This is a genomic window from Kaistia defluvii, from assembly GCF_026343955.1.
GTDB lineage: Bacteria > Pseudomonadota > Alphaproteobacteria > Rhizobiales > Kaistiaceae > Kaistia > Kaistia defluvii.
On sequence record NZ_JAPKNI010000008.1, the window covers coordinates 1 to 21,313 of the forward strand.

Consider the following 21,313-nt stretch of genomic DNA (forward strand, 5'->3'; position numbering starts at 1 on the left):
GCGATTCCCGTGGGACGTAGTCGCCGCTGCCGCCAACCAGGAAGTCGAAATCGACCCCGGAATCGGCCTGCATGACGTGGTCGACATAGAGCCGCTCATAGCCGCGCGCATAGGGCGACGCGAAGGGCTTGAGTTGGGCGCGACGACGCGCCAGTTCGGCGTCGTCGACTTCCAGGTGGATTGATCGGCCCGGCACATCGAGCGCGATCATGTCGCCGTCGCGGACCAGGGCGAGGGGGCCGCCGGCGGCGGCTTCCGGCGCCACATGCAGCACGACGGTGCCGAAGGCGGTGCCGCTCATGCGCGCATCCGAGATGCGCACCATGTCGGTAATGCCCTCGCGCAGCAGCTTGGACGGGATCGGCATGTTGCCGATCTCCGCCATGCCGGGATAGCCGCGCGGGCCGCAGTTCTGCAGCACCAGCATGCTGTCCTTGTCGACCGGCAGGTCGGGATCGTCGATGCGCGCCTTCAGATCGTCGGCCGAGGTGAACACGACGGCGCGGCCGCGATGGACGAGCAGTTCCGGCGTCGCGGCCGATGGCTTGATCACCGCGCCGGAGGGGGCGAGGTTGCCGCGCAGCACGGCGATGCCGGCCTTGGGGCGGAATGGCTTGTCGAGCGGCAGGATGACCCGTTCGTCATGGCGCACCGCGGCGGCATTGTTTTCCGATTGCGTTCGGCCGGTGACGGTGAGCGCGTCTCCGTTCAGCAGCGACGCGATCTCGTTCAGCACGGCCGGCACGCCACCGGCGCGGAAGAAGTCCTCCATCAGATATTCGCCCGATGGCATCAGGTTGAGCAGGCAGGGCACGTCGCTGCCGAGCCTGTCCCAGTCTTCCAGCGTAAACGGGACGCCGAGCCGCCCGGCGATCGCCAGCAGATGCACCACGGCATTGGTGGAGCCGCCGAGCGCCGCGTTGAGGACGACGGCGTTTTCGAAGGCTTCGCGTGTCAGGATCCTGGAGAGGCGCAGGCCTTCACGTGTCATGGCGACGATGCGCTGGCCGGCCTCGAAGGAAATGGCGTGGCGACGCGCATCGACGGCTGGAATGGCGCCATTGCCGGGGAGGGCGACGCCCAGCCCTTCACAGAGGCTCGCCATGGTCGAGGCGGTGCCCATGGTCATGCAGGAGCCGGTGCTGGGCGACATCGCGGTTTCCGCCGCCATGAAGTCCTGCAGCGACATGGTGCCGGCGCGCACCGCTTCCTTGAAGCGGATGACGTCGGTGCCCGAGCCGATGCGGCGTCCTTCCCAGGAGCCCGAAAGCATCGGCCCGCCGGAGACGACGATCGTCGGGACGTCGACGCTGGCCGCACCCATCAGCGCGGCCGGGGTGGTCTTGTCGCAGCCGACCAGCAGCACGACGCCATCGATCGGGTTGGCGCGGATCGAGGCCTCGACATCCATGCTGGCGAGATTGCGGAACAGCATGGCGGTCGGGCGCATCAGCGCTTCGCCGAGCGACGTGACGGGAAACTCCAGCGGGAAGCCGCCGGCGGCATAGACGCCGCGCTTCACATGCTCGGCCAGTTCCCGCAGATGGCCGTTGCAGGGGTTGAGGTCCGACCAGCTGTTGCAGATGCCGATGACCGGGCGGCCGTCGAACATCTCGGCCGTATGGCCCTGGTTGCGCAGCCAGCTTCGATAGATGAAGCCGTAGGAATCCTGCCGGCCGAACCACTCCCGGCTGCGGAAACCCTTCTTGTCCCTGCTGTCGTCTGCCATTTCGAATCCATCGGCCGCTGGAGGTCAGTTCAGGCGAGGGATGCTCGCTCAGACGGCGAGGCCGCCATGCCACCAATGTTCGAACGGATTGGAATTCAGGATGTAGTCGATCGTCGTGTCGGCGACGCGCGGCAACGGCGTGCCCTCGACCTGGCTGTTGATGTTCTTCAGTCCTTCGACCGATTCCGCGACGCGGGCAAACGGAAAGTCCGTGCCCCAGAAGATCTTGTTGCGATCGGTGATGGTGTATTCCTGGGCGCATACCAGGATGTTGTAGAACTGCCACGGGCGGTAGTGCAGCGCCGATACCTCGCAATAGACGTTCGGCTGCTTGCGCGCGACGATGATGCACTCTTCGTACCAGGGGTGGCCCATATGGGCCATGATCATCTTCAGGTCCGGATAGCGCAGCGCGATCGTATCGACGTCGAGCGGGCGGCCATAGTTGACCGGCGCGTTGCGGCCATAGGTCGTGCCCATATGCATGGTAAGCGGCAGGTTGTTCTTCTGCAGATACTCGTAGACCGGCTCCAGCCGCGGATCGAGCAGCGAGACGCCATTGTAGATCGGGCCGAACTTGACGCCCTTGAGCTTCAGATCCTCCACGGCGTGGACCAGGAGATCCATGCAGTTGGGCATGCGGGGATCCACGGCGGCGAAACCGACGAACTTGTCGGGATATTTGGCAACCGCGGCGGCGGTGACCTCGTCATTGCCGTCGACGCCGATCGAATCCTTGTAGCGCAACGAGAAGATGATGGCCTTGTCGACATCGGCCATTTCGCGGGCCAGCGTATCCGCATCCGCCTTGGGGGCGAGGCCTGCCGCGCGGGCCAGGCCTGCCTGCTGGCCATAGAGCGGAGTAACCTGGTCATCGTTGTAGATATTGACGTGGCAGTCCACCAGCATGATCGGCCCCTCGTTTTTCCAGGATCTGCGTCTGTGTTGTTTAACGTTAAATTACACCCCACTTGACCCTGTCAAGAGGCGGATCGTGAAATGGGGGATTGCTTCCGGCGGCAAAAGCCGCTGAATGATCCGTTAATTCGAAAGTTGAAGCGTTGAATCGCGGGCCGGGGTGGACAAACGAAGCCCAAGGGCCAAAAGAGGATGAACGAGTTCCATGTCGGACAATGATTCCGGCCGCGCCCCGCGAAAGCGTGTCACGATAAAGGATGTCGCCAAGGCGGCCGACGTTTCGCCGATGACCGTTTCCAACGTGGTCAACGGCAAGCATCAATTCGTCAGCGAGCGGACCCGCAAGGCCGTCGAGCGCGAGATCGCCCGCCTCAACTACCGCGTCCAGCACAGCGCCCGGAGCCTTCGCGTTTCGCGCCGCCGCTCTGTCGGCATGATCTTCGTCGATGAGTCGCCGTCCTTCCTGGTCGATCATTTCAACGCCCATGTCGTTGCCGGCCTCTGCAACGTGCTGAGCACCGCCGACCACACCGTTACCGTCCAGGGCATCCGCGCCGGCCAGTTCAACCAGTCGTCGATCATCCGCAATTTTGCGGTCGACGGCTTTTGCGTCGTGCTGTCCGGCCCGCCGGACGAGCGCAACGCTATCCTGAACAGCCTGATCAACCTGGATCAGCCTCTGGTCCTGATGCAGGAGCCAATCGCCTCGCCCAATCAGGAAACCTGCATTGTCCGCCAGGATGATGCCGGCGGCGGCAGGCTGCTTGCCGACCACCTGGCCGCCCGTCGCGTCGGGACCGTGCTGGTGGTCGTGCCGAGCCAGAACTGGCCGGCGATCGATCAGCGCGTTGCCGGCTTGCGCGAGGGGTTCCTGGCGGCGGGGGGCGATGTCCGCATCGATGTGGTGCACGCGGAAACCGAGGAGTTCGACAGCGCCCGGGCCGCCGTCATCGGCTATCTCGACCGCCACCCCCTGCCGAACGCGATCGTCGGCGGCAATGATCGCTTCGCCATCGCGGCAATGTCGATCCTGCTCGATCGGGGCATCGCCGTGCCGGAGCGGGTGAAGATAACCGGCTTCAACGGCTTCGAGCAGCGCCGCTACGCCAGGCCGCTCGTGACGACGGTCATTTCCTCGGCATATGAGCTCGGCGAGCGGGCAGGGCAGATGCTGCTCACCCGTTTCGAGGAGGGACGTTTCCCGACCCGCGAACTGGTGCTGCCCGTCTATTTCGAGCTGGGTGAAACGACCTGAGATCGCGGCGGCCGTCCGGAATGCCGTGGAAGGTTGGCTTGAGGGGGCAAGTCAGCGTATGAGGCCTTGTTGAGTTCCACCGGGCGTGTTCCGCCGGGTGGAACCGGATGAGGGAAGCGACGCCGCGATGGACATCAATCCGAACAAGGTCAGCCGACAGGGGCTTCCATCCCAGGTCGCCGCCTTTGTGCGCTTCGAGATCCTGCGCGGAACCCTGAAGCCCGGAGACCGGCTGCCGACCGAGCAGGAATTCTCGGCCCAGCATGGCGTCAGCCGCGCCGTGATCCGCGAGGCGATCGCCAAGCTCCGGCATGAGGGGCTGGTCGTCTCGCGCCAGGGCATCGGCGCCTTCGTGGCCTCGCCCGAGGCAGCCAATTCCCTCACGCTGGAGCCAAACAGCCTCGCGGTTCCGGAAGACTACCGCCACCTCTACGAATTGCGGCTGATGCTGGAGACCGGCGCGGCCGAACTGGCCGCGATCCAGCGCACCGACGAAGATCTTGCGGAAATGGCCCGCTGCATCGACAATCTGGCCGAGGTCAAGGACCTGCACAGCGCCTATGTCGAGACGGACATCGCGTTCCACCGCGCCGTGGCCGGCGCGACGAAGAACCCGTTCGTCTCGTTGTTCATCGCCTTTGTCGACGTGAAGCTGAAGGAGAGCATTCTCATGGCGCTGCGCTCGCTCGACTTCACCAGGACGCAGGCGATCGCGCACGGTGAGCACCAGCGGATTTTCGAGGCGATCCAGGCGCGCGATCCCGCCGCCGCGGCCGCCGCGATGCGCTCGCACCTGACCAACTCGTCTCGCCGGCTGGGCCTGTAGAGCCAGCCTTGAAACGCCAACCGCCCCACCGGTTTCCCGGCAGGGCGATGGGGATCGTGGGGTGAACGAGCGAGGCTTATGCGACGTCGGCCATCGTTCGTGTCTCGCCCGATTTCAGCATGGCCTCGACCACCTGCACCGAGCGCAGGCCGACCTGTGCGTTGCCGCAGTTTTCGGTCGGGATGCCGAGGCAAATGTCGACGAAGGCCTCCACCGGCGTGACGCAGGTATAGGCGCCCGCGCCGGGCTCGATCGCCATCGCCTCGTCCTGGCCGTCGAGCCGGCGCAGCCAGAGCCGCTCTCGCTCGACGTCGAGCAGCAGCATACCCTCCGTACCGAACAGGCGGATGTCGACCTGGAACGGCGATCCGGGCGGCACCGAGGCGGAGCCCGACAGCGAACCGGTGGCGCCGCCGGCAAAGGTCATGGCAAGCGCATTGTGGATGTCGGTGTCGATCGCCGACTTGCCGAGCAGCGCGAACACGCTCTCCGGCTCCAGATCCGTCACATAGAACAGGCCGCCCAGCATGTGGACCAATTGGCCCCAGCCATAACCGCCAGTGCCGGGATGGGCCCAGGTGGCGCGTTCGGGCCGGAACATCTCGTTCTCGGTGCCCTGCAGCTCGCCGCCCGAGACGAGGTCCTCGATCGGCGTCGCCATTTGTGCCGAGACATGGCGGATGCGGCCGATGCGGCCCGAGGCGACCAGTTCGTGCGCCTTCTTGAAATAGGGCTGGAAGCTCCAGCCATAGGGCACGAGGATCTCGCGGCCGGCGGCTTCGGCGGCCGCGATCAGCTTGCGCGCGTCGTCCGAATTGGTCGCCATTGGCTTCTCGACCATGACGTGGCTGCCCTTGGCCAGCGCCGCCATGGCCTGTTCGGCGTGCAGATGGTGCGGCGACGCGATGATGACGCCGTCCATCTCGACATTGGCGAGCAGTTCCTCATAGGTCTCGTAGGCGTGCGCAAAACCGAACGCCTCCTTGACCTTGGCCAGTTCCGCGGCGCCGGGCCGCGCGACGCCGACCAGCTCGACGCCCGGATGGCGCTTCAGGATCGGCAGGTGGTTGGCGACGGCCCAGGAGCCGGCGCCGATGATGCCGATGCGCGCCTTGCGCCCGGCCTGGGCTGTCTCAGCCATGTGTGCTCCTTCCGGTCGGACTAGCGGCGCTTGGCGCCGGGGACGAAGGGCTCGCGGTCGAGCCACTTGCGGTACATGTCCGGCACGGCGCATTCCGGGTCGTTGAAATAGGCCTTGTAATCGACGCCGCCGACGAGCGCGATGTTGCCCCAGGGGTCGAGCGCGCCGGAGCGGACGATGACCTTGGCCTTCTGCGCCAGCGGACCGACGGTATCCTCATAGGTGACGGGCTCGAAGTCGCGCTCGTCGAACCAGGTGGTGAGCGAGCGATAGAGCGGCTTGTTGTGCTCGGCGACCTGGGACGCGAACATCACCTTCTCGACGATCAGTTCCGGTGCGATCACCGAATAGAGCTGGTCGAGCGTCGGGAGGTCGGCGCTGATGGCGAGGTCGATGCGCCAGGCGTCGCTGGGGATCGGGAAGCCCGCATCGACGATCATCATGATGTCGCCATGGCCCATCGTGGCAATGGCTTCGGCGAGTTCGGCGTTGAGAATACCGGAGCGCTTCATGGGTTTCTTCCTCTGTTAAGCCGCGCTGATCGCACGGTCGAGTTCGGCATGGGTAACGTCCCGCACGATCTCGTCGACGATCTTGCCGCCGCGGAAAAGCAGGATGCGGTCGGACAGGCGCGCGAGTTCCAGCGAGTCCGACGAGGTGAAGACGACGGCGGCGCCGGAATCGGCGATGCCGCGCAGGATATGATAGATCTCCGACTTGGCGCCGATATCGACGCCCCGCGTCGGGTCATCGAGCATCAGCACCTTCGGATCCATCACCAGCCAGCGGGCGATCAGCGTCTTTTGCTGGTTGCCGCCCGAGAGCGAGGTGATGCGGTTCAGGATCGACGACGTTCGGACCGAGAGGCGTTTGATAGCGGCCAGCGCCTTGCCCCGGCGCGTCGACCCGTCGCTCGCGTGCATGGCTTCATCGGTCGCCTCGGCGTTCCGCAAGACGCTCATCAGCGGCAGGATGCCCTCGCGCAGCCGGTCGGCCGGCAGATAGGCGATACCGCTGCGGATGGCGGCGCGGGGCGTGGAGCGACCGATGGGCCGCCCCGAAATCGAGATCGTGCCCGAGGTGGCGTGGTCCATGCCGAAGATGTGGCGCAGCAGCGAGGAGGGGCCGGAATCCGGCAGGCCGGCCAGGGCGACGATCTCGCCGGCGCGCACCTTCAGCGAGGCACCAGCCAGTTCGCGGCCATGCACGTCGGCGACGTCGAGCAGAACTTCCTTGGTCGGACGCGGCTTGACCTGGACCGGGAAGATCTCGGCCGGCTGGCGGCCCAGCATCGCGTCGACCACTTTCTCATGGTCGAACTCGGCAACCGGACGGGTGGTGATCAACGTGCCGTCGCGAATGACCGAAATGCGGTCGGCGATCGAGAAGATCTCGCCGAGCTTGTGCGAGACATAGATCACGGTGACGCCGACCGAGCGCAGGTGGCGGATGCGCTCCAGCAGGCGGGCGGCTTCGGCCGCGTTCAGCGCCGAGGTCGGCTCGTCGAAGATGATTACCTTCGCGTCCCAGGTCAGCACCTTGGCGACGGCAACCAGCTGCTTGTCGGACGAGGAAATGTCGCCGACTCGCATCGAGGGAAGGATTTTCTGTTCCTGGAGTTCGTCGAGCGCCTTGCGCGCCCGCGCCGCCATCTTGTCCTTGGACGGCTTGACGAAGCCGCTGTCGTCGATGCCGAGCGCGATGTTCTCGGCCACCGTCAGATTGTCGAACAGGTCGAGTTCCTGGTGCACGACGCCGATGCCGCAGGAGAGCGCATCGCGCGGCGTCTTCATCTTCAGTTCGGTGCCGAGGGGGCCGATGATGGCCCCCTCGCTTGGCTGGTAGACGCCGGCGATCAGCTTGATCAGCGTCGACTTGCCCGCGCCGTTCTCTCCGACGAGTGCATGAACCTCGCCCTGCTTGAACTCAATGCTGACATTGCGCAGCGCCCAGAAGCTCCCGAAGGATTTTCCCAGGTCGCGAAGCTGAAGCATCGAAGTCATCGGCGAATACTCTCGTTCTGGATCAATTGGCAGGGCAGAAAGGCAGCGGGCCTTACTCGGCCTGGTGCTTTTCGACGTTGGACTTGTCGATGACTTCGACGCCAGTGTCGGTGTGGCTCGGAGGCATCTTGCCTTCGGCATAGATCTGGTTGAGCACGAGCACGGCGTCGTGGCCCTGGCGCTGCGGGTTCTGCGTGATGGTCGAGGTCAGCGCGCCCGAAATGATCAGTTCACGCGTCTGCGGCAGCAGGTCGGAACCGACGACCGGGATCTTGCCGGCCATGCCGTTGCGCTCGAGATACTGGCCGATCGCGGGGAACGAGCAGCAATCGAGCGAGATGATGCCGGTGATATCCGGATTGGCCAGAACGGCGTTCTCGATCGCGGCGTAGATCTGCTGCGGCTCGTTGGTCGTGTTCACCAGGCTGGCGATGGTGATGCCGGGGTGCTTGGCGAGCGCCTGGCGGGCGCCGTTCTCGCGATCCTTCGACCACTGGGCAGCGGCGTCGACCGTGAAGATCAGGATCTTGCCCTTTTCGCCCATTTCCTTGACCAGCGTCTCGCCCATGACGACGCCGGAATAAACGAGGTCCTGGCCGACGAAGGTCAGGCGCTGCGAAGCCGGATTGTCGGTGTTGAAGGTGACGACCGGGATGCCGGCGGCGAGCGCCTTGTTGATCACCGGCGCGAGCGCGTCGGTCGAGGAGGACGAGACGGCGAGGCCGTCGACGCCCTTGGTGATCCAGTTCTCGAGCTCGGCAACCTGCTTCTCGGCGCCGCCGCCAACCGGGCCGGTGAACAGCGCGTTGACGTTGAATTCCTTGCCGGCAGCCTCGACACCGTTGCGCATCGGCACGGCGACCGAGAGCGCGGGGTCATGATAGGAGACGACGAAGGTCGGCTGTTCCTTGGCGGCCGCGCGGGCTTTGATCGCCGGCGACAGCGTGAAGTCGGCGGCCGCGGCCGGCACGAGCAGCGCGAGGGTCGCGAGGCCCGCAAAGAGTGTTGCGCGTAGCATGGTGGTATCCTCCCAGATGAAGTTCGTTCAGTTGATGGGTCGAATGGCTATTTCTTCGACGTCAGTCCGCCGATCAGCGCCGCGGTCAGCACGACCGCTCCGATCAGCGTGGTTTGCCAGAAGGGCGTCACACCCAGCAGGATAAGGCCGTTGCGTACGACGCCGATCAGCAGCACACCGAGCAGGGTTCCGGGGATGGAACCCTCGCCGCCTCCAAGCCGCGTGCCACCGATGATGACCGCGGCGATGACATCCAGCTCCAGGCCGATGCCCGTGACGGGCTGGACGTTTTCGAGAAATCCGAAATTGATGATGCCGGCGAAGGATGCGAGCAGGCCGGCGATCGCGAAGGCGATGATCTTGGTGCGCGAAACCGGCACGCCGACGATGCGGGCGGCGCGGTCATTGCCACCGACGGCGAAGATGTGGAAGCCGAAGGTCGTCTTGTGCAGCAGGAAGAAGCCGAGCACGGCGACGACGATCAGGACCAGCACCTGGTTCGACAGGTTGCCAAACAGGCTTCCCTGAGCCAGCCCGGTGAGGATCGGGGCGGCGCCCTGGCCGTGCGGCAGGGAAACCGGCATGCCGTTGCTCATCACCAGCGTGGCGCCGCGGATCAGATAGAGCGTGCCAAGCGTGGTGATGAAGGAGGGGATGCGTCCCGCGACCGTGATGGCGCCGTTCATCGCGCCGATCGCGAGGCCCAGCGTCAGCGTGATCAGGATCGCGGCGACTTCCGGCACGCCACTGACGATCAGCAGGCCGCCGACCATGCCGGCGAAGCCATAGAGCGAGCCGACCGAGAGATCGACCTCGGAGATGATCAGGACATAGGTGGCGCCGATCGCCAGCACGCCGAGCAGTGAGATCTGGCGCAGCAGGTTGAGGATATTCTGGCCCGTCAGGAACACGGGACTCGCGATGGCGAAGACGATGCAGAGCGCCAGCAATGCCCCGAAGACACCGGCCTCCCGGGTCAGCAGCAGCCCTCGCGCCGATTGTACCAGTCCACCCTGCGCGGGGCTGCCCGTTGCGACGTTCGTCATCATCCTATCTCCCTCGCATCGTCGCAGCTCAGCGTGCGGACGATTCCGTATCCGTTGGTCCACGAGGCGGCGCGCAACGATGCGGCCCGGCTCGCAGGGTGTTGATTTCATGAAATGGCTTGGCCCATTGCCGTATCGGGCAGGGCGGACGGACGGGCCGGCGGCGCAAGGCCGCCGACCGGCCGATTACTTCAGTTCGCCGGCGAAAACCGTCAGCTTGATATCCGGCAGAATGGTCGCGAGGTTGTCCTTGCTGACCGTCAGGATCGGAAGCACGACTTCCTTCTCCGTCTTGCCGCCTTCGAGCTTGGCGATGACGCTTTCGCCCGCCGTCTTGCCCATCAGGTAGGGCTGCTGCATGCCGCTGGCGACGATCGAGCCGCCTTCGATCATGGGCAGGAATTCCGGCACGCCGTCGAAGGCGGCGATCAGGGTCTCGCCACCGCGACGCATCGCGTCGACGGCGCGCTTGGCGCCCAGCGTCGGGGAATCCGTCTGGACGAAGATGCCGCGCATTTCGGGATGCGCCGTCAGCATGTCTTGCACGAAACGATAGGTTTCGTCGGCCGTGTAGGTCTGCATCTCGTTGCGGGCTACGATCTTGTGGCCGGCTTCTTCCATCGCCTTGACGAAGCCGTTGGTCCGCTTGACGCCGTTCTGGCGGGCCTGGGAGATGGTGACCATGCCGACTTCGGCATTCTTCCAGCCCTTGGCTTCAAACGCCTTGGCAAGCGCCTTGCCGACGTCATAGGCGCCCGCCTCGTCATTCGACGTGACGAAGGTGACGTATTCGCCCGAAGTCGTGCCGATGCCGGCGAAGCTTACCGGGATGTTCGCCTTCTGGGCGAGACCGAGAACGGCCGGTGCGGTCGAGGAGTCGGTGGGCGACAGGACGATGCCGGTCGCGCCCTTGACGATCGCATCCTGCGTATTCTGCAGCTGCGTCTGGGTATTGTTGCGGGAATCGAGCGCGACGAAGTCGTAGCCGTGCTCCTTCGCCGCCGCCTCGACGCCCTTCGACACATAACGCCAGAAAGGCGCGTCGAGCCCGGCCGAAAGATAGACGATCTGCTTGCCTGCGGCCTGCGCCGCCGGCATCGCGACAGAAGCCAGCAGGCCGAACGCGCCTGCCAGAGCGATGAACTGACGCTTGGTATAGGTCATGGTATCCTCCCTCATCGACGGCGGCATTCGCCGCCCTTCCTCGCGCGCCTAGGGCGCGCCGATAACGCCTTCCGAGATCAGACGGTCGATCTCCTCAGCCTCGAAACCCGCGGCACCAAGGACCTCGCGACTATGCTCGCCGACCAGCGGCGCGCCTCTCTCCACCGTCGACGGGGTCTTGCTGAAGCGGATGGGAAAACCGGGGGTCTTCAGATGGCCCTCGGAGTGATGTTCGTATTCGACGAAGCTACCATTGAACTTCACCTGCGGATCCTCGACCGTCTTGGCGAAATCGTTGACCGGGCCGGCCCAGAGGCCAAGCGCCAGCATCGCCTCGATCAAGTCGGCCTGCTTCCACTTCGCGCTGTGCTTGGCCACCAGCTGGTGGATCAGGTCGCGCTGCTCGAACGGATCGACGTCGTCATTCATCGCCAGGAAGGCGGGCTCGTCGAACAGTTCGCCGAGCTTGGCGAGTTGCGGGAAGGCGAGGGCGACATAGCCGTCCTGTGTCGCGAACACGCCATAGGGCGCTCGGATATAAACGTGGCCGTGCGGCTCCTGCGTGCGCTTCTGCGGCTTGCCGTCGATGGTGAAGACGGAAAGCTCCTGCATCTGGAAGGAGATGGCCGCGTCGAGCATGTTGACCTCGACGAGCTGGCCCTCGCCGGTGCGCTCGCGGTGCAGCAGCGCGGCCAGCGCGCCTTCGAAGGCGGCATAGGCGGTGGTCGCGTCGACGACATACTGGCCGATCGGCTGGGGCGGTCCGTCCGCCTGGCCGGTCGAATACATCGCGCCGGAGAGCGCCTGCAGCAACAGGTCCTGGCCGGGCCGGGCAGAATAGGGGCCCTCGGCGCCATAGCCGGAGATCGAGACATAGATCAGGCGCGGGTTGATCGCCTTCAGCGTGTCGTAGTCGACGCCCAGCTTCTTCGCCACATGCGGGCGATAGTTCTGCATGAAGACGTCGGCGTCCTTGACCAGCTTGTGCAGGGCGGCCTGGCCTTCCGGAGCCTTCAGATTGATCGCCAGGCTGCGCTTGTTGCGGTTCAGCGACAGGAACGAGGCGTTGATCTTGCGATTTCCGCCGCCCGCCGGCATGCGCCGCTGCCACTCGCCCTCGACCGGCTCGATCTTGATCACGTCAGCGCCGATGTCGCCCATGCGCTGGGCCGCGAACGGACCCGACATCGCAACCGTGCAGTCCAGCACGCGGTAGCCCGAAAGGATCTGGGCCTTGTTCCGCTTTTCCTGGCTCATTGCCTCTCCCGCTCGAATTTTTTCGCCAATTGAAATATGGCGGCTGTGTTGATCGTTGTGATAGCGCTAACAAGTCGGTATATTTGTTAGCGCCAACATGGGAGGCTGTCAATGCGTCGGAGACGATTTGGAAATGCTCCAGCCGGGGCGGGTGTCGTCACGATGTCGGACGTCGCCAGCCGGGCCGGAGTCTCGGCCCAGACCGTTTCCCGCGTCATCGGCCGGCCGGAGATGGTGACGGAGGAAACCCGCAAGCGCGTGCACGACGCGATTCGCGAGCTGAACTACATTCCCAACGAGGCGGCGCGGAACCTGGCCTCCAACAGCAGCCGCGTCGTGGCCGTCATCATCCCGACCCTGTCGAGTTCGGCCTTCTCGGCCCAGGTCAAGGCGACGATCGACACGCTGGAGATGCGCGGCATCTCGGTGGTCATCGGCAATAGCGAGTATTCGGCCGTGCGCGAGGAGCAGATCATCCAGACTCTGCTGGAACGGCGGCCGATGGGCTTCATCCTGACCGGCCTGCATCACACGCCGCGCGCCATGGACCTGATGCGCCAGAGCGGTGTGCCGGTGGTCGAGACCTGGGATACCGACACCGCGCCGCTCGATTGCGCTGCCGGCTTCTCCAACATCGCGGCCGGCCATGACGTCGGCTCGCTGCTGGCGGCCCGCGGCTCGCGCCGCATCGCTTTTGTCGGCGGTGCCGCGCACCAGGATTCGCGCGCGAACGGCCGTTTCATCGGCCTCTCGAAAGCGCTGGAGGAGGCGGACCTGCCGCCGCCGCTCCGGATCGAACTGGTGCTGCCGATGAGCACCCAGGACGGCATCAGCGGCCTCGACCAGGTGCTGCAGAAGGCGCCGATGACGGATGCGATTTTCTTCTCGGCCGATAGCCTGGCGCTCGCGGCGCTGCTCGAATGCAACCGGCGCGGCCTGCGGGTACCGGAGCAACTGGCGATCTGCGGCTTCGGCGATTTCGACCTCGCCTCGCTGGTGACGCCGGCGCTCACCACGGTGAAGATCCAGCCCGACGTGATGGGGCGCGCCTCGGCCGAACTGCTGCTGGCGCGACTTGATGGCGACGACAAACCCGCCAGCGTCGTGCTCCAGCACCAGTTGATCCGTCGCGGCAGCGCCTGACGCCGCCGCGACCTTTTCATTTATCTCCAAGGGATAGCGGCGATCCACTATTCCTTGGACATGCGCTAGATCCGGTACCAGCCTTCGGCCGTGGTGCGGAAAAGCTGGCGCTGCTCGTCGGCCGAATAGCCGGATACGATCTCGCGATAGGCGTTGACCACCGTCGGGTAGTCGCTGAACAGGCCATCCAGCGGCCAGTTGGTGCCGAACATGCAGCGCGACGGGCCGAAGGCCTCGATGCAGACCTCGATCCAGGGGCGGATCGTCTCCACCGTCCACTCATGATCGACCATGGCAAGCCCGGACAGCTTGCAGGCGACGTTGGGCGCCTTGGCGAGATGCTGGATGCCTTTGCGCCACTCGTTGAAATAGGGAACCGTGCGCTGCTTCGGAAATCCGCAATGGCCGAGGATGATGGTCGAGCGCGGAAAATCGCGGGCTAGATCAAACGCCTTGCCCATCTGCGGCCAGCCGGCATCCATGTCGTAGATCAGGTCGCGCTTCTGCAATTCGTTGAAGCCGCGACGGAAAGCCGGGTCATCGAGGAAATCGAGGCCGATGAAGGAGAGCATGCGCACGCCGCGGAAATTGGCGTATTGACGGTGCCGGTCCAATTCCGAGGCCGCATTGTCGGCGGCGAGATCGACCCGCGCGATGATGCCGTTCGGCATGCCGTGTTCGTCGGCGACCTTCTGCAGCCACTCGGTCTCGCGGACCGTATCGACCTCTCCATCGGCGGTTTCGATATGCACGGACTTGATCAGGTTGACCGGCGCGCCTTCGCGCTGCAGGTCGGTGACCAGATAGTCCTTCATGATGGCGGAATAGTCGCCCGAGGGGTGGCCGACGAAGGGCTTGTCGGTCAGCCAGCCGTAGCGGATCCCGCTCTTCAGGTCCCACAAATGGTGGTGGGCGTCGACGAATTCGAATGGCTCGTTGGTCATTGTTTCCTCCCGTCAGTGTCAGGCCGGCCGCGCCAGGACCATGGTGGTGAACGCGCCCAGCTGCACGATTTCGTCATTCTGATTGTAGACGGCGATATCGCGCACGATGACGCCGCGATCGCCCTTGCTGGTCCGGCGCGTGCTGCCGACGGTCAGCTTCAGGCGGATCGTGTCGCCGAAGAATACCGGCTTCTTGAACTGCCAGTTGACGCCAAGCAAGGCCACGGCGGTGCCGTCGAGCCCACCATCCCGGTCGGCGAGGCCGGCCGAGACGATCAGCGCCAGCAATCCATGCGCGATCGGCTTGCCGAACGGTCCCTTGGACGCGAACTGGTAGTCGGTATGGGCGGGGTTGTAGTCGCCCGAGAGTCCGGCAAAGGCCATGACGTCGGATTCGGTGATGGTCCGGCCGGGCGACCAGAGCTCATCCCCCTCGTGAAAATCTTCGAAATAGCGGGCCATTGTCGTCCTCTAACAGCGCTTCTTGTTAGCCTCTTGTTAACCGGCGAGGCCATTTTCGCCGATTGGGGCCGATGTCAGGTTAGCGCTATCATTAATGCACTACAAGCGGTGACCGCCGGGCACCGCGCGGGGCCTTTATGGCCTCGTAAACACGCCGGGCGAGGCTCCCCCTGCGGCATTCGGGTGGCGCTGCGCCTTTCGGCCTGTCCCTTGATCTGGCGCAAGGTCGCCCATCGACCGGCGTGACAGGACTGGCTGGGCTGGAGCAATGGATGGAGTGACGATGTCTATCGGGACATTGATGGTTCATATCGATGATACGAGGTCGGCTGCCGCAAGGGTGGACGCTGCCTGCAATCTTGCCGAGCGTTTCGATGCGACGCTGATCGGCATCGCGGCCTGCGCCTCCGAGGCGTCGTTGCTCGACCCGCTCACGGTCGGCGCCATGGTCGGTGAATACTCGCTGTTGCAGCGCGACACGGCGGAGACGGGGCTGAGGAGCGCCGAGAGGCTGTTCCGCAATGCTGCCGATCGCAGCGCCGCGCGGATGGAATGGTGTTCGGCCATGACCTATCCGGCCGGCTTCATCGCCGAGCAGTCGCGTCGGGCCGATCTCATCGTGTTGGGGCGGCGCGGGGCGAGCGCGCCCAATAATTCGGTCGAGCCGGGCGATGTGCTCATTCGCGCCGGGCGGCCGATCCTGCTGCTCCCGCCGGATACGCAGGCTCCGACTGGCAAGAACATCGTCGTCGCCTGGAAGGACACGCGGGAATCGCGCCGCAGCGTCACCGACGCGCTGCCCTTCCTGCGGCGGGCGAGCCGTGTCTCGATCCTGACCATGCCGTCGCCGGAAAGCGAGTCGCGATGGCGGCGGGGCGCGGAGGACGTCGTCGCCTTCCTGGGGCGGCACGGCATCGCCGCCACCTCTGTTGCGCTCGGGGAGAACTCGGAGCCTTCCGCCACCCGGATCTGCAACTTTGCCGGGGAGCAGGACGCCGATCTCGTCGTCATGGGCGGCTATGGCCGGGCCCGCGCGCGGGAATGGGTATTTGGCGGAACGACGCGCGGCATGCTGGAAACCGCCACCGTGGCCTGCCTGATGAGCCACTGAGCTCCAGCCGGGCGCAATCCGGCAAGGAAGGCCTACAGGCCCAACCGATAGAAGGCGTTGGCGTTGTCGCGATAGATTTTTCGCGTGTCGGCTTCCGAAAGGCCGAGATCGGCAAAGGCTCGGTCCAGCACCTCGACCCAGCGGGGCAGGGTGGTTGCCTGCAGGCAGACGGGATAGTCGCCGGCATAGATCACCCGGTCGAGGCCGAAGGTCTCGATCGTCGCCGCGATGAAGGGACGGAGATCCGCCTCGGTCCAGCTTCGGTGGTCGGCTTCGACCGGCAGGTCGGAGAGCTTGATCCAGAGATTGGGGTGGCGTGCCAGTTCGGCGATGTCGGCGCGGTACTGTTCGATCGCGCCGGCCCGGATGCCGGGCTTGCCGCAGTGATCGAGGATCAGCGGCACATCCGGGACATGCCTCACGAAGTCGCGGACGATGTCCATCTGGGTGTAGTTGACGTTGATCTCGAAATGCATGCCGAACCGGTCGAGCAAATTCACGCCGGTGATGAAGTCCGGGCTCAAGGTCAGCGCACGGGGATCGGCGTCGAACTCGACGATCCGGCGGATGCCCTTCACCATCGGATGCGTCTCGGCCATCTCGGCCAGGATCGGCTCTACCCCCGCGCCGCGTTCGAGCGGCGCCATCGGCACGATCGCCGTCAGGCGCGGATCGCGCCTTGCCTCGTCCTCGACGAAGCGGACTTCCTCCAGATATTGCCCGCGCTCGGCGTCGAAATCGGCGAAGCATTCGAGGAACACCATCGCCTCGACCGCGACCGATCCCAGATCGCGGGCGTAGTCCTCGACGTGATAGGGCCGGTCGAACAGCGGGTTGCCCTGGATCCAGGCGTAGTCGAGGCGGGCCGGATCCCAGAGATGCAGATGGGTGTCGACGATCGGAAAGGCGGGCATCGGCGGCTCTCTTTTTCGGTTTGCCTCAGGGCGTCGGCGCATCGGCTCGCAGCAGGCCCTCATGCTTCAACTCGGCCCAGAGCGCGTCGGGGATGGGGTGCTGCATCGAGGCGATGTTGCGGGTGACGTGATCCGGGCGGAAGCCGCCGGGGATCACCGACGCGACGAGGGGATGGTGCAGCGGAAACTGCAGCGCGGCGGCGGCGAGCGGCACGCTGTGGCGGGAGCAGACGGCCTCGATTCCGCGCACATGCGCGGCCTCGGCCGGCGTCGGCGGGTGGTAATTGTAGGTCGCGCCGGGAACGACGCCGGTCGCCAGGATGCCGGAGGCGAAGACGCCGCCGATGACGATGCCGACGCCGCGCTCTTCGCAGAGCGGGAATTCGTGGTCGAGCACCGGCTGCTCGGCGAGCGTATAGGGCAGGGCGACCAGTAAGAAGTCGAGGTCGAGCAATTCCAGGAAGCGCGGAATCGTGCCGAGCCGGTTGATGCCGGCGCCGATGGCGCCGATGCGGCCGGCCGCCTTCAACTCCTGCAAGGCCCGCATGCCGCCGGTCGCAAGCTGCGTCAGATGGGCGGATACCAGCGCCTCGGAACCGAGATTGGCGAGGTCGAGATCGTGGATCAGCAGCGCATCGACGCGGTCGAGCCCGAGCCGCTGCAGGCTGTCCTCATAAGCGCGCAGGACGCCGTCATAGCTGTAGTCGTGGCGGTGCTCGAAATGCAGCCCGTTCGGCCAGTCGCGCTTACTGGCAGCGAAAGCGTCGGGGTCGGCGGGGGCGGTAAAGACACGGCCGACCTTGGTGGTAAGCCAGAATTCCCCACGCGCCTGCCGGCGCAGGAAGCGGCCGATGCGGTGCTCGGAGAGCCCCCGTCCGTACCAGGGCGAGGTATCGAAATAGCGCAAGCCCGCGTCCCAGCCGGCCTGCAGCGTCGCCTCGGCCTCGTCGTCGCTGACGATGGTGAAGAGGTTGCCGAACGGCGCGCCGCCGAAGCCGAGTTGCGGCAGGCGGAGGGGAGTGCGCCCGAGCGTGCGCCGTGCAAACGGATCCATGATTCAGGCCGCGAGCCGGCCGAAGGGCATGGCGGTCGGCACGATCTGTGCGATCAACTCCTCGATCTCGCGCGCCGTGATCGGGTCGATGGTCGTCGTCGGGCTACGGACGAAGGCGGTGCGGATGACGCCGCGGCGGACCAGGATCTGCTTGTGAATGAAATAGAAGATGTCGCCGCCCTGTATGGCGAGGCGGTTGATCGCCATGATCGTCGCGTCGAAGTGCTGGCGTGCCCTGGCCTCGTCGCCCTGGCGGAACGCGTCCCAGACGGCGACGAAATCCGCCGGCTGGCTGCAGAACGGCATGGTTCCCAAGGCCCCGCGCCGCAGTTCCTCGATGAAATAGCTGCCGCCGGCGCCGCCGAAGATGGTCAGGTGGTCGCCGGCCTGCTGCGACATGGCGGCGACCTTGCTGGTGACCGGCAGGGTCTCGACCTTGATGTAGCGCACGTTCGGGCATTCGGCCGCGATCTTCAGCGCCAGGCCGGGCGATATCGGCGCCTGCGGCACGTCCTGCAGGATAACAGGGATGCCGACGGCGGCATCGATCGCCTTGTAGTAGTCGAAGATCTCCTCGGCGCTGATCGGCATGAAGGAGGGCGGAATCACCATCAGCATGTCGGCCCCCGCGGCCTCCGCCGCCTTCGAATAGAACACGGCGAGATCCGTGCCGGAGGCGCCGGAATTGATGACGATCGGCACGCGCTTGGCTGCTGCGTCGATCACCACGCGCGTCACCCGGGCGCGCTCGGCCTCGTTGAACTTGAACACCTCGCTGCCCAGCGCGACGCCGAGCCCATGCACACCGGCTGCGATGTTGAACTCGACCAGGTTGGCGAGGCTTTCCTCGTCGATCCGGCCGTCGTCATGGAACGGCGTAACCAGGATCGGCACGACGCCGTGCAGCGCGGGGAGGGACATGATGTTCTTCTCGGCTCTTCGGAATGAATGCTTGTCTGGGTCTGGGGCGCGTCTTCGTGCGAAGCGGTATCGGTTCGCGGGAACGCCCTAGGATTTGTGGAACATTTCTTCGAGGGGCGCCTGCCAGGGCGTGCCGTCGTCATTGTATTCCATGTAGGGCTCCATCATCTTCCACCAGCGCAGCGTGACCGGGTCGTGCGGCGCGCCGGGTGGCGGCTCGTGATCGCGTTCGAGATAGGCGAAGAGCAGCAGCCCGTAGCGATAGATCGAGAAGTTGCGGATGCCGTCGCGCTCCATGTTGGCCAGCATTTCCGGCCAGATCTCGTCGTGCTTCTGCTTGTAGATCGCCTCATGGCCTGGCTTCAGCTTCATCACCCATGCGACCCGCATGTCCGCCCCTCACTGTTTCGCTTCGCCGGCGGCGGCCGGCCAGGTGCCGCGAAAGCCCAGGCGGCGGCTGACATGGCCGCAGGCCTCGTTCAGCATCGCGACCAGCGGCAGGATTTCGGGGCCGGGCTTCTTGGGCGACGGTCCGGTGATGCTCATGGCCCCGACCGGTCGCGCCATGGCGTCGAAGATCGGCACCGAAACGCAGTAGACGCCGAGCACCACTTCCTGGTCGTCGATCGAATAGCCGCGATGGCGGATGCGCTTCAGTTCCGCCTCCAGCACACCGGCATCGGTGATCGTCTTCGCGGTATAGGCGGGAAGGGCACCGTCGAGCACCTCGCGCTGTTCGGCCTCGCTCATGAAGGCGAGCATCGCCTTGCCGGCGCCGCCGCAATGAAGCGAGCCGCGCGCGCCGATCCGCATGTCGAGCTGCATGCCGTCATTGCCGCGCACCTTGTCGATGCACACACCATGCTTGCCGCTCAATGCGTTGATGTTGACCGTCTCGCCCGTCGTTTCGGCGATCTTCTCGGCAAACGGACGGGAGAGCGCCGGCAGGGCGATCCGCTCCAACTGCAGGCCGCAGATTTCCAGCAGGCGGAACGACAGCTCCCATTCGCCGCCGGGCGTGCGCTCGGCGATGCCCTCCTGCTCGAGATCGAGCAGGAGGCGATGCACCGATCCGAGCGGCAGGCTGAGCTGGGTGGCGACGGCGCGCACGCCGAGCGGGCTCTTGCGCGCCAGCAGTTCCATCACCTGCACGGATCGGCGGATGCTCGACATCGCGGCTACCAGAACTTCTTTTCGAGCGCCAACGGGTCGATCAGATTGTCGTCGATGTAATCCCACTCGATCTCGTAGCCCATGCCGGGACCCTTGGGCATGTGGACATAGCCCTCGCTGTCGATCCGGTCGCAGGTATTTTTCAGGTACGGATGCGGCGCGTCATAGTCGACGCCGGGGGCCAGCAGGCCCTTCTCGTAATATTCGGAGGTGTCTTCCGAGGTAGCGCCGAGTACCTGGAGGTTGCCCCAGCCGGCCATGTGCATCTCGCAGCGCAGGCCATAGGCCTCGGCGACGATGGCCGTCTTGCGGGCGCCGGTGATGCCGCCGCGCACGACGTCGATGCGGCTCATGTCGCCGGCGCCGCGCAGGATCCATTCGGCGCGGCTGAACACGCCGCCGGCGACGATCTCCGGCGACAGGATCGGGATCGACAGCTCGCGCGACAGGCGGACATAGCTTTCGACCCGGTATTCCGGCATCGGGTGCTCGTACCAGTAGAAGTTCAGCTTCTCCAGCTCGCGGCCGACCTGGATCGCCTCCTCCATGGTCATGTAGGTGCCCCAGGGGTCGAACATCAGCACATAGTCCGGGCCGACCGCCTCGCGAACGAGATGGCAGGTCTCGATATCCGCCTTGATGTTGGAGGGGCGTCCGGGCGTCGGCTGGCCGGTCTCCGGGTTCCAGAAATAATGCGGGTGGATCTTGTAGGCCTGGTAGCCTTCCTCCTTGCAGGCGAGCGCGTGCTCGGCATAGACGCGCGGCACGCCGATATTCGGATAGGTCGAGGCATAGGCCTTGACCTTCTCGCGGCCTGCGCCGCCCATCAGCTTGTAGACCGGCGTGTTGAAGGCGCGGCCCGCGAGATCCCACAGCGCATTGTCGATGACGCTCGCGACGTTTTCCGGGATGTTGGCGACCCAGAGCCATTTCCACACCATCTCGCGGTCGAGCGGATCCTGGCCGCGCAGCAGCGGCAGGATGCGGCCGCGGATCATCTGCTGGTCGACGACGTTCAGCCCCTCGGCATCTCCATGCGAGCCGCCGCCGAAATAATAGCCGGTGACGCCCTCGTCGGTGTCGATCGCCAGCACGGTCTGCATCAGGTCGGCCTTGGGGACGGGCAGAGCGTGGCCCACGTCCCAGCGGTCGGCCCAGGTCTTGAACGTCTTGATCTTGATATCGGTGATTTTCACGGATGCAGTCCTCTGGCAGGCGAAAGGGCGCGAGATGA

At 65.3% G+C, this 21,313-nt stretch carries 21 protein-coding genes; 4 read left to right on the forward strand and 17 right to left on the reverse strand.

Features of this window, described 5'->3' with window-relative positions; all coding sequences use genetic code 11:
* Positions 1 to 1,729: IlvD/Edd family dehydratase (locus tag OSH10_RS18170; protein WP_266333386.1), on the reverse strand; the 1,729-nt coding region annotated here is incomplete at its 3' end.
* 48 nt (positions 1,730 to 1,777) lie between these two features.
* Positions 1,778 to 2,638: an amidohydrolase family protein gene (locus OSH10_RS18175; RefSeq protein WP_266333387.1), complete on the reverse strand. Its 861-nt coding sequence runs from the start codon at positions 2,636 to 2,638 to the stop codon at positions 1,778 to 1,780.
* Between the two features lie 214 nt (positions 2,639 to 2,852).
* Between OSH10_RS18175 and OSH10_RS18180 the strand changes: the two genes are divergently transcribed.
* Positions 2,853 to 3,902 (forward strand): LacI family DNA-binding transcriptional regulator, encoded by a 1,050-nt coding sequence (locus OSH10_RS18180; RefSeq protein WP_266333389.1) that lies wholly within the window; start codon positions 2,853 to 2,855, stop codon positions 3,900 to 3,902.
* A 127-nt stretch (positions 3,903 to 4,029) separates the two neighbouring features.
* Positions 4,030 to 4,728: a FadR/GntR family transcriptional regulator gene (locus tag OSH10_RS18185; RefSeq protein ID WP_266333390.1), complete on the forward strand. Its 699-nt coding sequence runs from the start codon at positions 4,030 to 4,032 to the stop codon at positions 4,726 to 4,728.
* Positions 4,729 to 4,804: 76 nt separating this feature from the next.
* Here OSH10_RS18185 and OSH10_RS18190 read toward each other — a convergent pair whose 3' ends face one another.
* The 7 genes from OSH10_RS18190 to OSH10_RS18220 all read right to left on the reverse strand — a co-directional run bounded on the left by OSH10_RS18190 (position 4,805) and on the right by OSH10_RS18220 (position 12,357).
* On the reverse strand, positions 4,805 to 5,869 hold the full coding sequence (locus OSH10_RS18190) for a Gfo/Idh/MocA family protein (RefSeq protein ID WP_266333391.1): 1,065 nt from the start codon (positions 5,867 to 5,869) through the stop codon (positions 4,805 to 4,807).
* A 20-nt stretch (positions 5,870 to 5,889) separates the two neighbouring features.
* Positions 5,890 to 6,381 (reverse strand): D-ribose pyranase, encoded by a 492-nt coding sequence (rbsD, locus tag OSH10_RS18195; RefSeq protein WP_266333392.1) that lies wholly within the window; start codon positions 6,379 to 6,381, stop codon positions 5,890 to 5,892.
* A 15-nt stretch (positions 6,382 to 6,396) separates the two neighbouring features.
* Entirely contained in the window at positions 6,397 to 7,872 is a 1,476-nt protein-coding gene (locus OSH10_RS18200; protein WP_266333393.1) for a sugar ABC transporter ATP-binding protein, read from the reverse strand.
* Positions 7,873 to 7,924: 52 nt separating this feature from the next.
* Positions 7,925 to 8,890 (reverse strand): sugar ABC transporter substrate-binding protein, encoded by a 966-nt coding sequence (locus tag OSH10_RS18205; RefSeq protein ID WP_266333394.1) that lies wholly within the window; start codon positions 8,888 to 8,890, stop codon positions 7,925 to 7,927.
* Between the two features lie 47 nt (positions 8,891 to 8,937).
* Positions 8,938 to 9,936: an ABC transporter permease gene (locus tag OSH10_RS18210; protein ID WP_266333395.1), complete on the reverse strand. Its 999-nt coding sequence runs from the start codon at positions 9,934 to 9,936 to the stop codon at positions 8,938 to 8,940.
* Between the two features lie 186 nt (positions 9,937 to 10,122).
* On the reverse strand, positions 10,123 to 11,100 hold the full coding sequence (locus OSH10_RS18215; protein ID WP_266333397.1) for a substrate-binding domain-containing protein: 978 nt from the start codon (positions 11,098 to 11,100) through the stop codon (positions 10,123 to 10,125).
* A gap of 48 nt (positions 11,101 to 11,148) precedes the next feature.
* Complete coding sequence (locus tag OSH10_RS18220; RefSeq protein WP_266333398.1) at positions 11,149 to 12,357, reverse strand: CaiB/BaiF CoA transferase family protein; 1,209 nt, start codon at positions 12,355 to 12,357, stop codon at positions 11,149 to 11,151.
* Positions 12,358 to 12,519: 162 nt separating this feature from the next.
* Between OSH10_RS18220 and OSH10_RS18225 the strand changes: the two genes are divergently transcribed.
* Entirely contained in the window at positions 12,520 to 13,500 is a 981-nt protein-coding gene (locus OSH10_RS18225) for a LacI family DNA-binding transcriptional regulator (RefSeq protein WP_266333399.1), read from the forward strand.
* A gap of 65 nt (positions 13,501 to 13,565) precedes the next feature.
* On the opposite strand, the gene OSH10_RS18230 is transcribed toward OSH10_RS18225, so the two are convergent.
* Positions 13,566 to 14,444 (reverse strand): amidohydrolase family protein, encoded by an 879-nt coding sequence (locus tag OSH10_RS18230; RefSeq protein ID WP_266333400.1) that lies wholly within the window; start codon positions 14,442 to 14,444, stop codon positions 13,566 to 13,568.
* Positions 14,445 to 14,462: 18 nt separating this feature from the next.
* Positions 14,463 to 14,906 (reverse strand): MaoC/PaaZ C-terminal domain-containing protein, encoded by a 444-nt coding sequence (locus OSH10_RS18235; protein WP_266333401.1) that lies wholly within the window; start codon positions 14,904 to 14,906, stop codon positions 14,463 to 14,465.
* A gap of 301 nt (positions 14,907 to 15,207) precedes the next feature.
* Between OSH10_RS18235 and OSH10_RS18240 the strand changes: the two genes are divergently transcribed.
* Positions 15,208 to 16,017, forward strand: a complete 810-nt coding sequence (locus OSH10_RS18240) for a universal stress protein (RefSeq protein WP_266333403.1) — start codon at positions 15,208 to 15,210, stop codon at positions 16,015 to 16,017.
* A gap of 32 nt (positions 16,018 to 16,049) precedes the next feature.
* On the opposite strand, the gene OSH10_RS18245 is transcribed toward OSH10_RS18240, so the two are convergent.
* From OSH10_RS18245 to OSH10_RS18270, 6 genes are all read right to left on the reverse strand, one after another.
* Positions 16,050 to 16,931: an amidohydrolase family protein gene (locus OSH10_RS18245; RefSeq protein WP_266333404.1), complete on the reverse strand. Its 882-nt coding sequence runs from the start codon at positions 16,929 to 16,931 to the stop codon at positions 16,050 to 16,052.
* Between the two features lie 25 nt (positions 16,932 to 16,956).
* Positions 16,957 to 17,985, reverse strand: a complete 1,029-nt coding sequence (locus OSH10_RS18250) for an aldo/keto reductase (RefSeq protein WP_266333405.1) — start codon at positions 17,983 to 17,985, stop codon at positions 16,957 to 16,959.
* Positions 17,986 to 17,988: 3 nt separating this feature from the next.
* A complete protein-coding gene (locus tag OSH10_RS18255; protein WP_266333406.1) occupies positions 17,989 to 18,906 on the reverse strand; it encodes a dihydrodipicolinate synthase family protein in 918 nt (305 codons plus the stop codon).
* Between the two features lie 87 nt (positions 18,907 to 18,993).
* Positions 18,994 to 19,296, reverse strand: coding sequence for an L-rhamnose mutarotase (locus OSH10_RS18260; RefSeq protein ID WP_266333407.1), 303 nt, complete (start codon positions 19,294 to 19,296; stop codon positions 18,994 to 18,996).
* Positions 19,297 to 19,305: 9 nt separating this feature from the next.
* Positions 19,306 to 20,079, reverse strand: coding sequence for an IclR family transcriptional regulator (locus OSH10_RS18265; protein ID WP_266333408.1), 774 nt, complete (start codon positions 20,077 to 20,079; stop codon positions 19,306 to 19,308).
* Between the two features lie 5 nt (positions 20,080 to 20,084).
* Positions 20,085 to 21,275 carry an enolase C-terminal domain-like protein gene (locus OSH10_RS18270; protein ID WP_266333409.1) on the reverse strand — a complete coding sequence of 397 codons (1,191 nt, stop codon included), beginning with the start codon at positions 21,273 to 21,275 and terminating at the stop codon, positions 20,085 to 20,087.
* Positions 21,276 to 21,313: the final 38 nt, after the last annotated feature.

Coding starts and splice junctions, on each gene's coding strand:
- OSH10_RS18175 (WP_266333387.1), bottom strand. CDS start 2,638: ATGCTGGTGGACTGCCACGTCAATATCTACAACGATGACCAGGTTACT.
- OSH10_RS18180 (WP_266333389.1), top strand. CDS start 2,853: ATGTCGGACAATGATTCCGGCCGCGCCCCGCGAAAGCGTGTCACGATA.
- OSH10_RS18185 (WP_266333390.1), top strand. CDS start 4,030: ATGGACATCAATCCGAACAAGGTCAGCCGACAGGGGCTTCCATCCCAG.
- OSH10_RS18190 (WP_266333391.1), bottom strand. CDS start 5,869: ATGGCTGAGACAGCCCAGGCCGGGCGCAAGGCGCGCATCGGCATCATC.
- rbsD (WP_266333392.1), bottom strand. CDS start 6,381: ATGAAGCGCTCCGGTATTCTCAACGCCGAACTCGCCGAAGCCATTGCC.
- OSH10_RS18200 (WP_266333393.1), bottom strand. CDS start 7,872: ATGACTTCGATGCTTCAGCTTCGCGACCTGGGAAAATCCTTCGGGAGC.
- OSH10_RS18205 (WP_266333394.1), bottom strand. CDS start 8,890: ATGCTACGCGCAACACTCTTTGCGGGCCTCGCGACCCTCGCGCTGCTC.
- OSH10_RS18210 (WP_266333395.1), bottom strand. CDS start 9,936: ATGACGAACGTCGCAACGGGCAGCCCCGCGCAGGGTGGACTGGTACAA.
- OSH10_RS18215 (WP_266333397.1), bottom strand. CDS start 11,100: ATGACCTATACCAAGCGTCAGTTCATCGCTCTGGCAGGCGCGTTCGGC.
- OSH10_RS18220 (WP_266333398.1), bottom strand. CDS start 12,357: ATGAGCCAGGAAAAGCGGAACAAGGCCCAGATCCTTTCGGGCTACCGC.
- OSH10_RS18225 (WP_266333399.1), top strand. CDS start 12,520: ATGTCGGACGTCGCCAGCCGGGCCGGAGTCTCGGCCCAGACCGTTTCC.
- OSH10_RS18230 (WP_266333400.1), bottom strand. CDS start 14,444: ATGACCAACGAGCCATTCGAATTCGTCGACGCCCACCACCATTTGTGG.
- OSH10_RS18235 (WP_266333401.1), bottom strand. CDS start 14,906: ATGGCCCGCTATTTCGAAGATTTTCACGAGGGGGATGAGCTCTGGTCG.
- OSH10_RS18240 (WP_266333403.1), top strand. CDS start 15,208: ATGGTTCATATCGATGATACGAGGTCGGCTGCCGCAAGGGTGGACGCT.
- OSH10_RS18245 (WP_266333404.1), bottom strand. CDS start 16,931: ATGCCCGCCTTTCCGATCGTCGACACCCATCTGCATCTCTGGGATCCG.
- OSH10_RS18250 (WP_266333405.1), bottom strand. CDS start 17,985: ATGGATCCGTTTGCACGGCGCACGCTCGGGCGCACTCCCCTCCGCCTG.
- OSH10_RS18255 (WP_266333406.1), bottom strand. CDS start 18,906: ATGTCCCTCCCCGCGCTGCACGGCGTCGTGCCGATCCTGGTTACGCCG.
- OSH10_RS18260 (WP_266333407.1), bottom strand. CDS start 19,296: ATGCGGGTCGCATGGGTGATGAAGCTGAAGCCAGGCCATGAGGCGATC.
- OSH10_RS18265 (WP_266333408.1), bottom strand. CDS start 20,079: ATGTCGAGCATCCGCCGATCCGTGCAGGTGATGGAACTGCTGGCGCGC.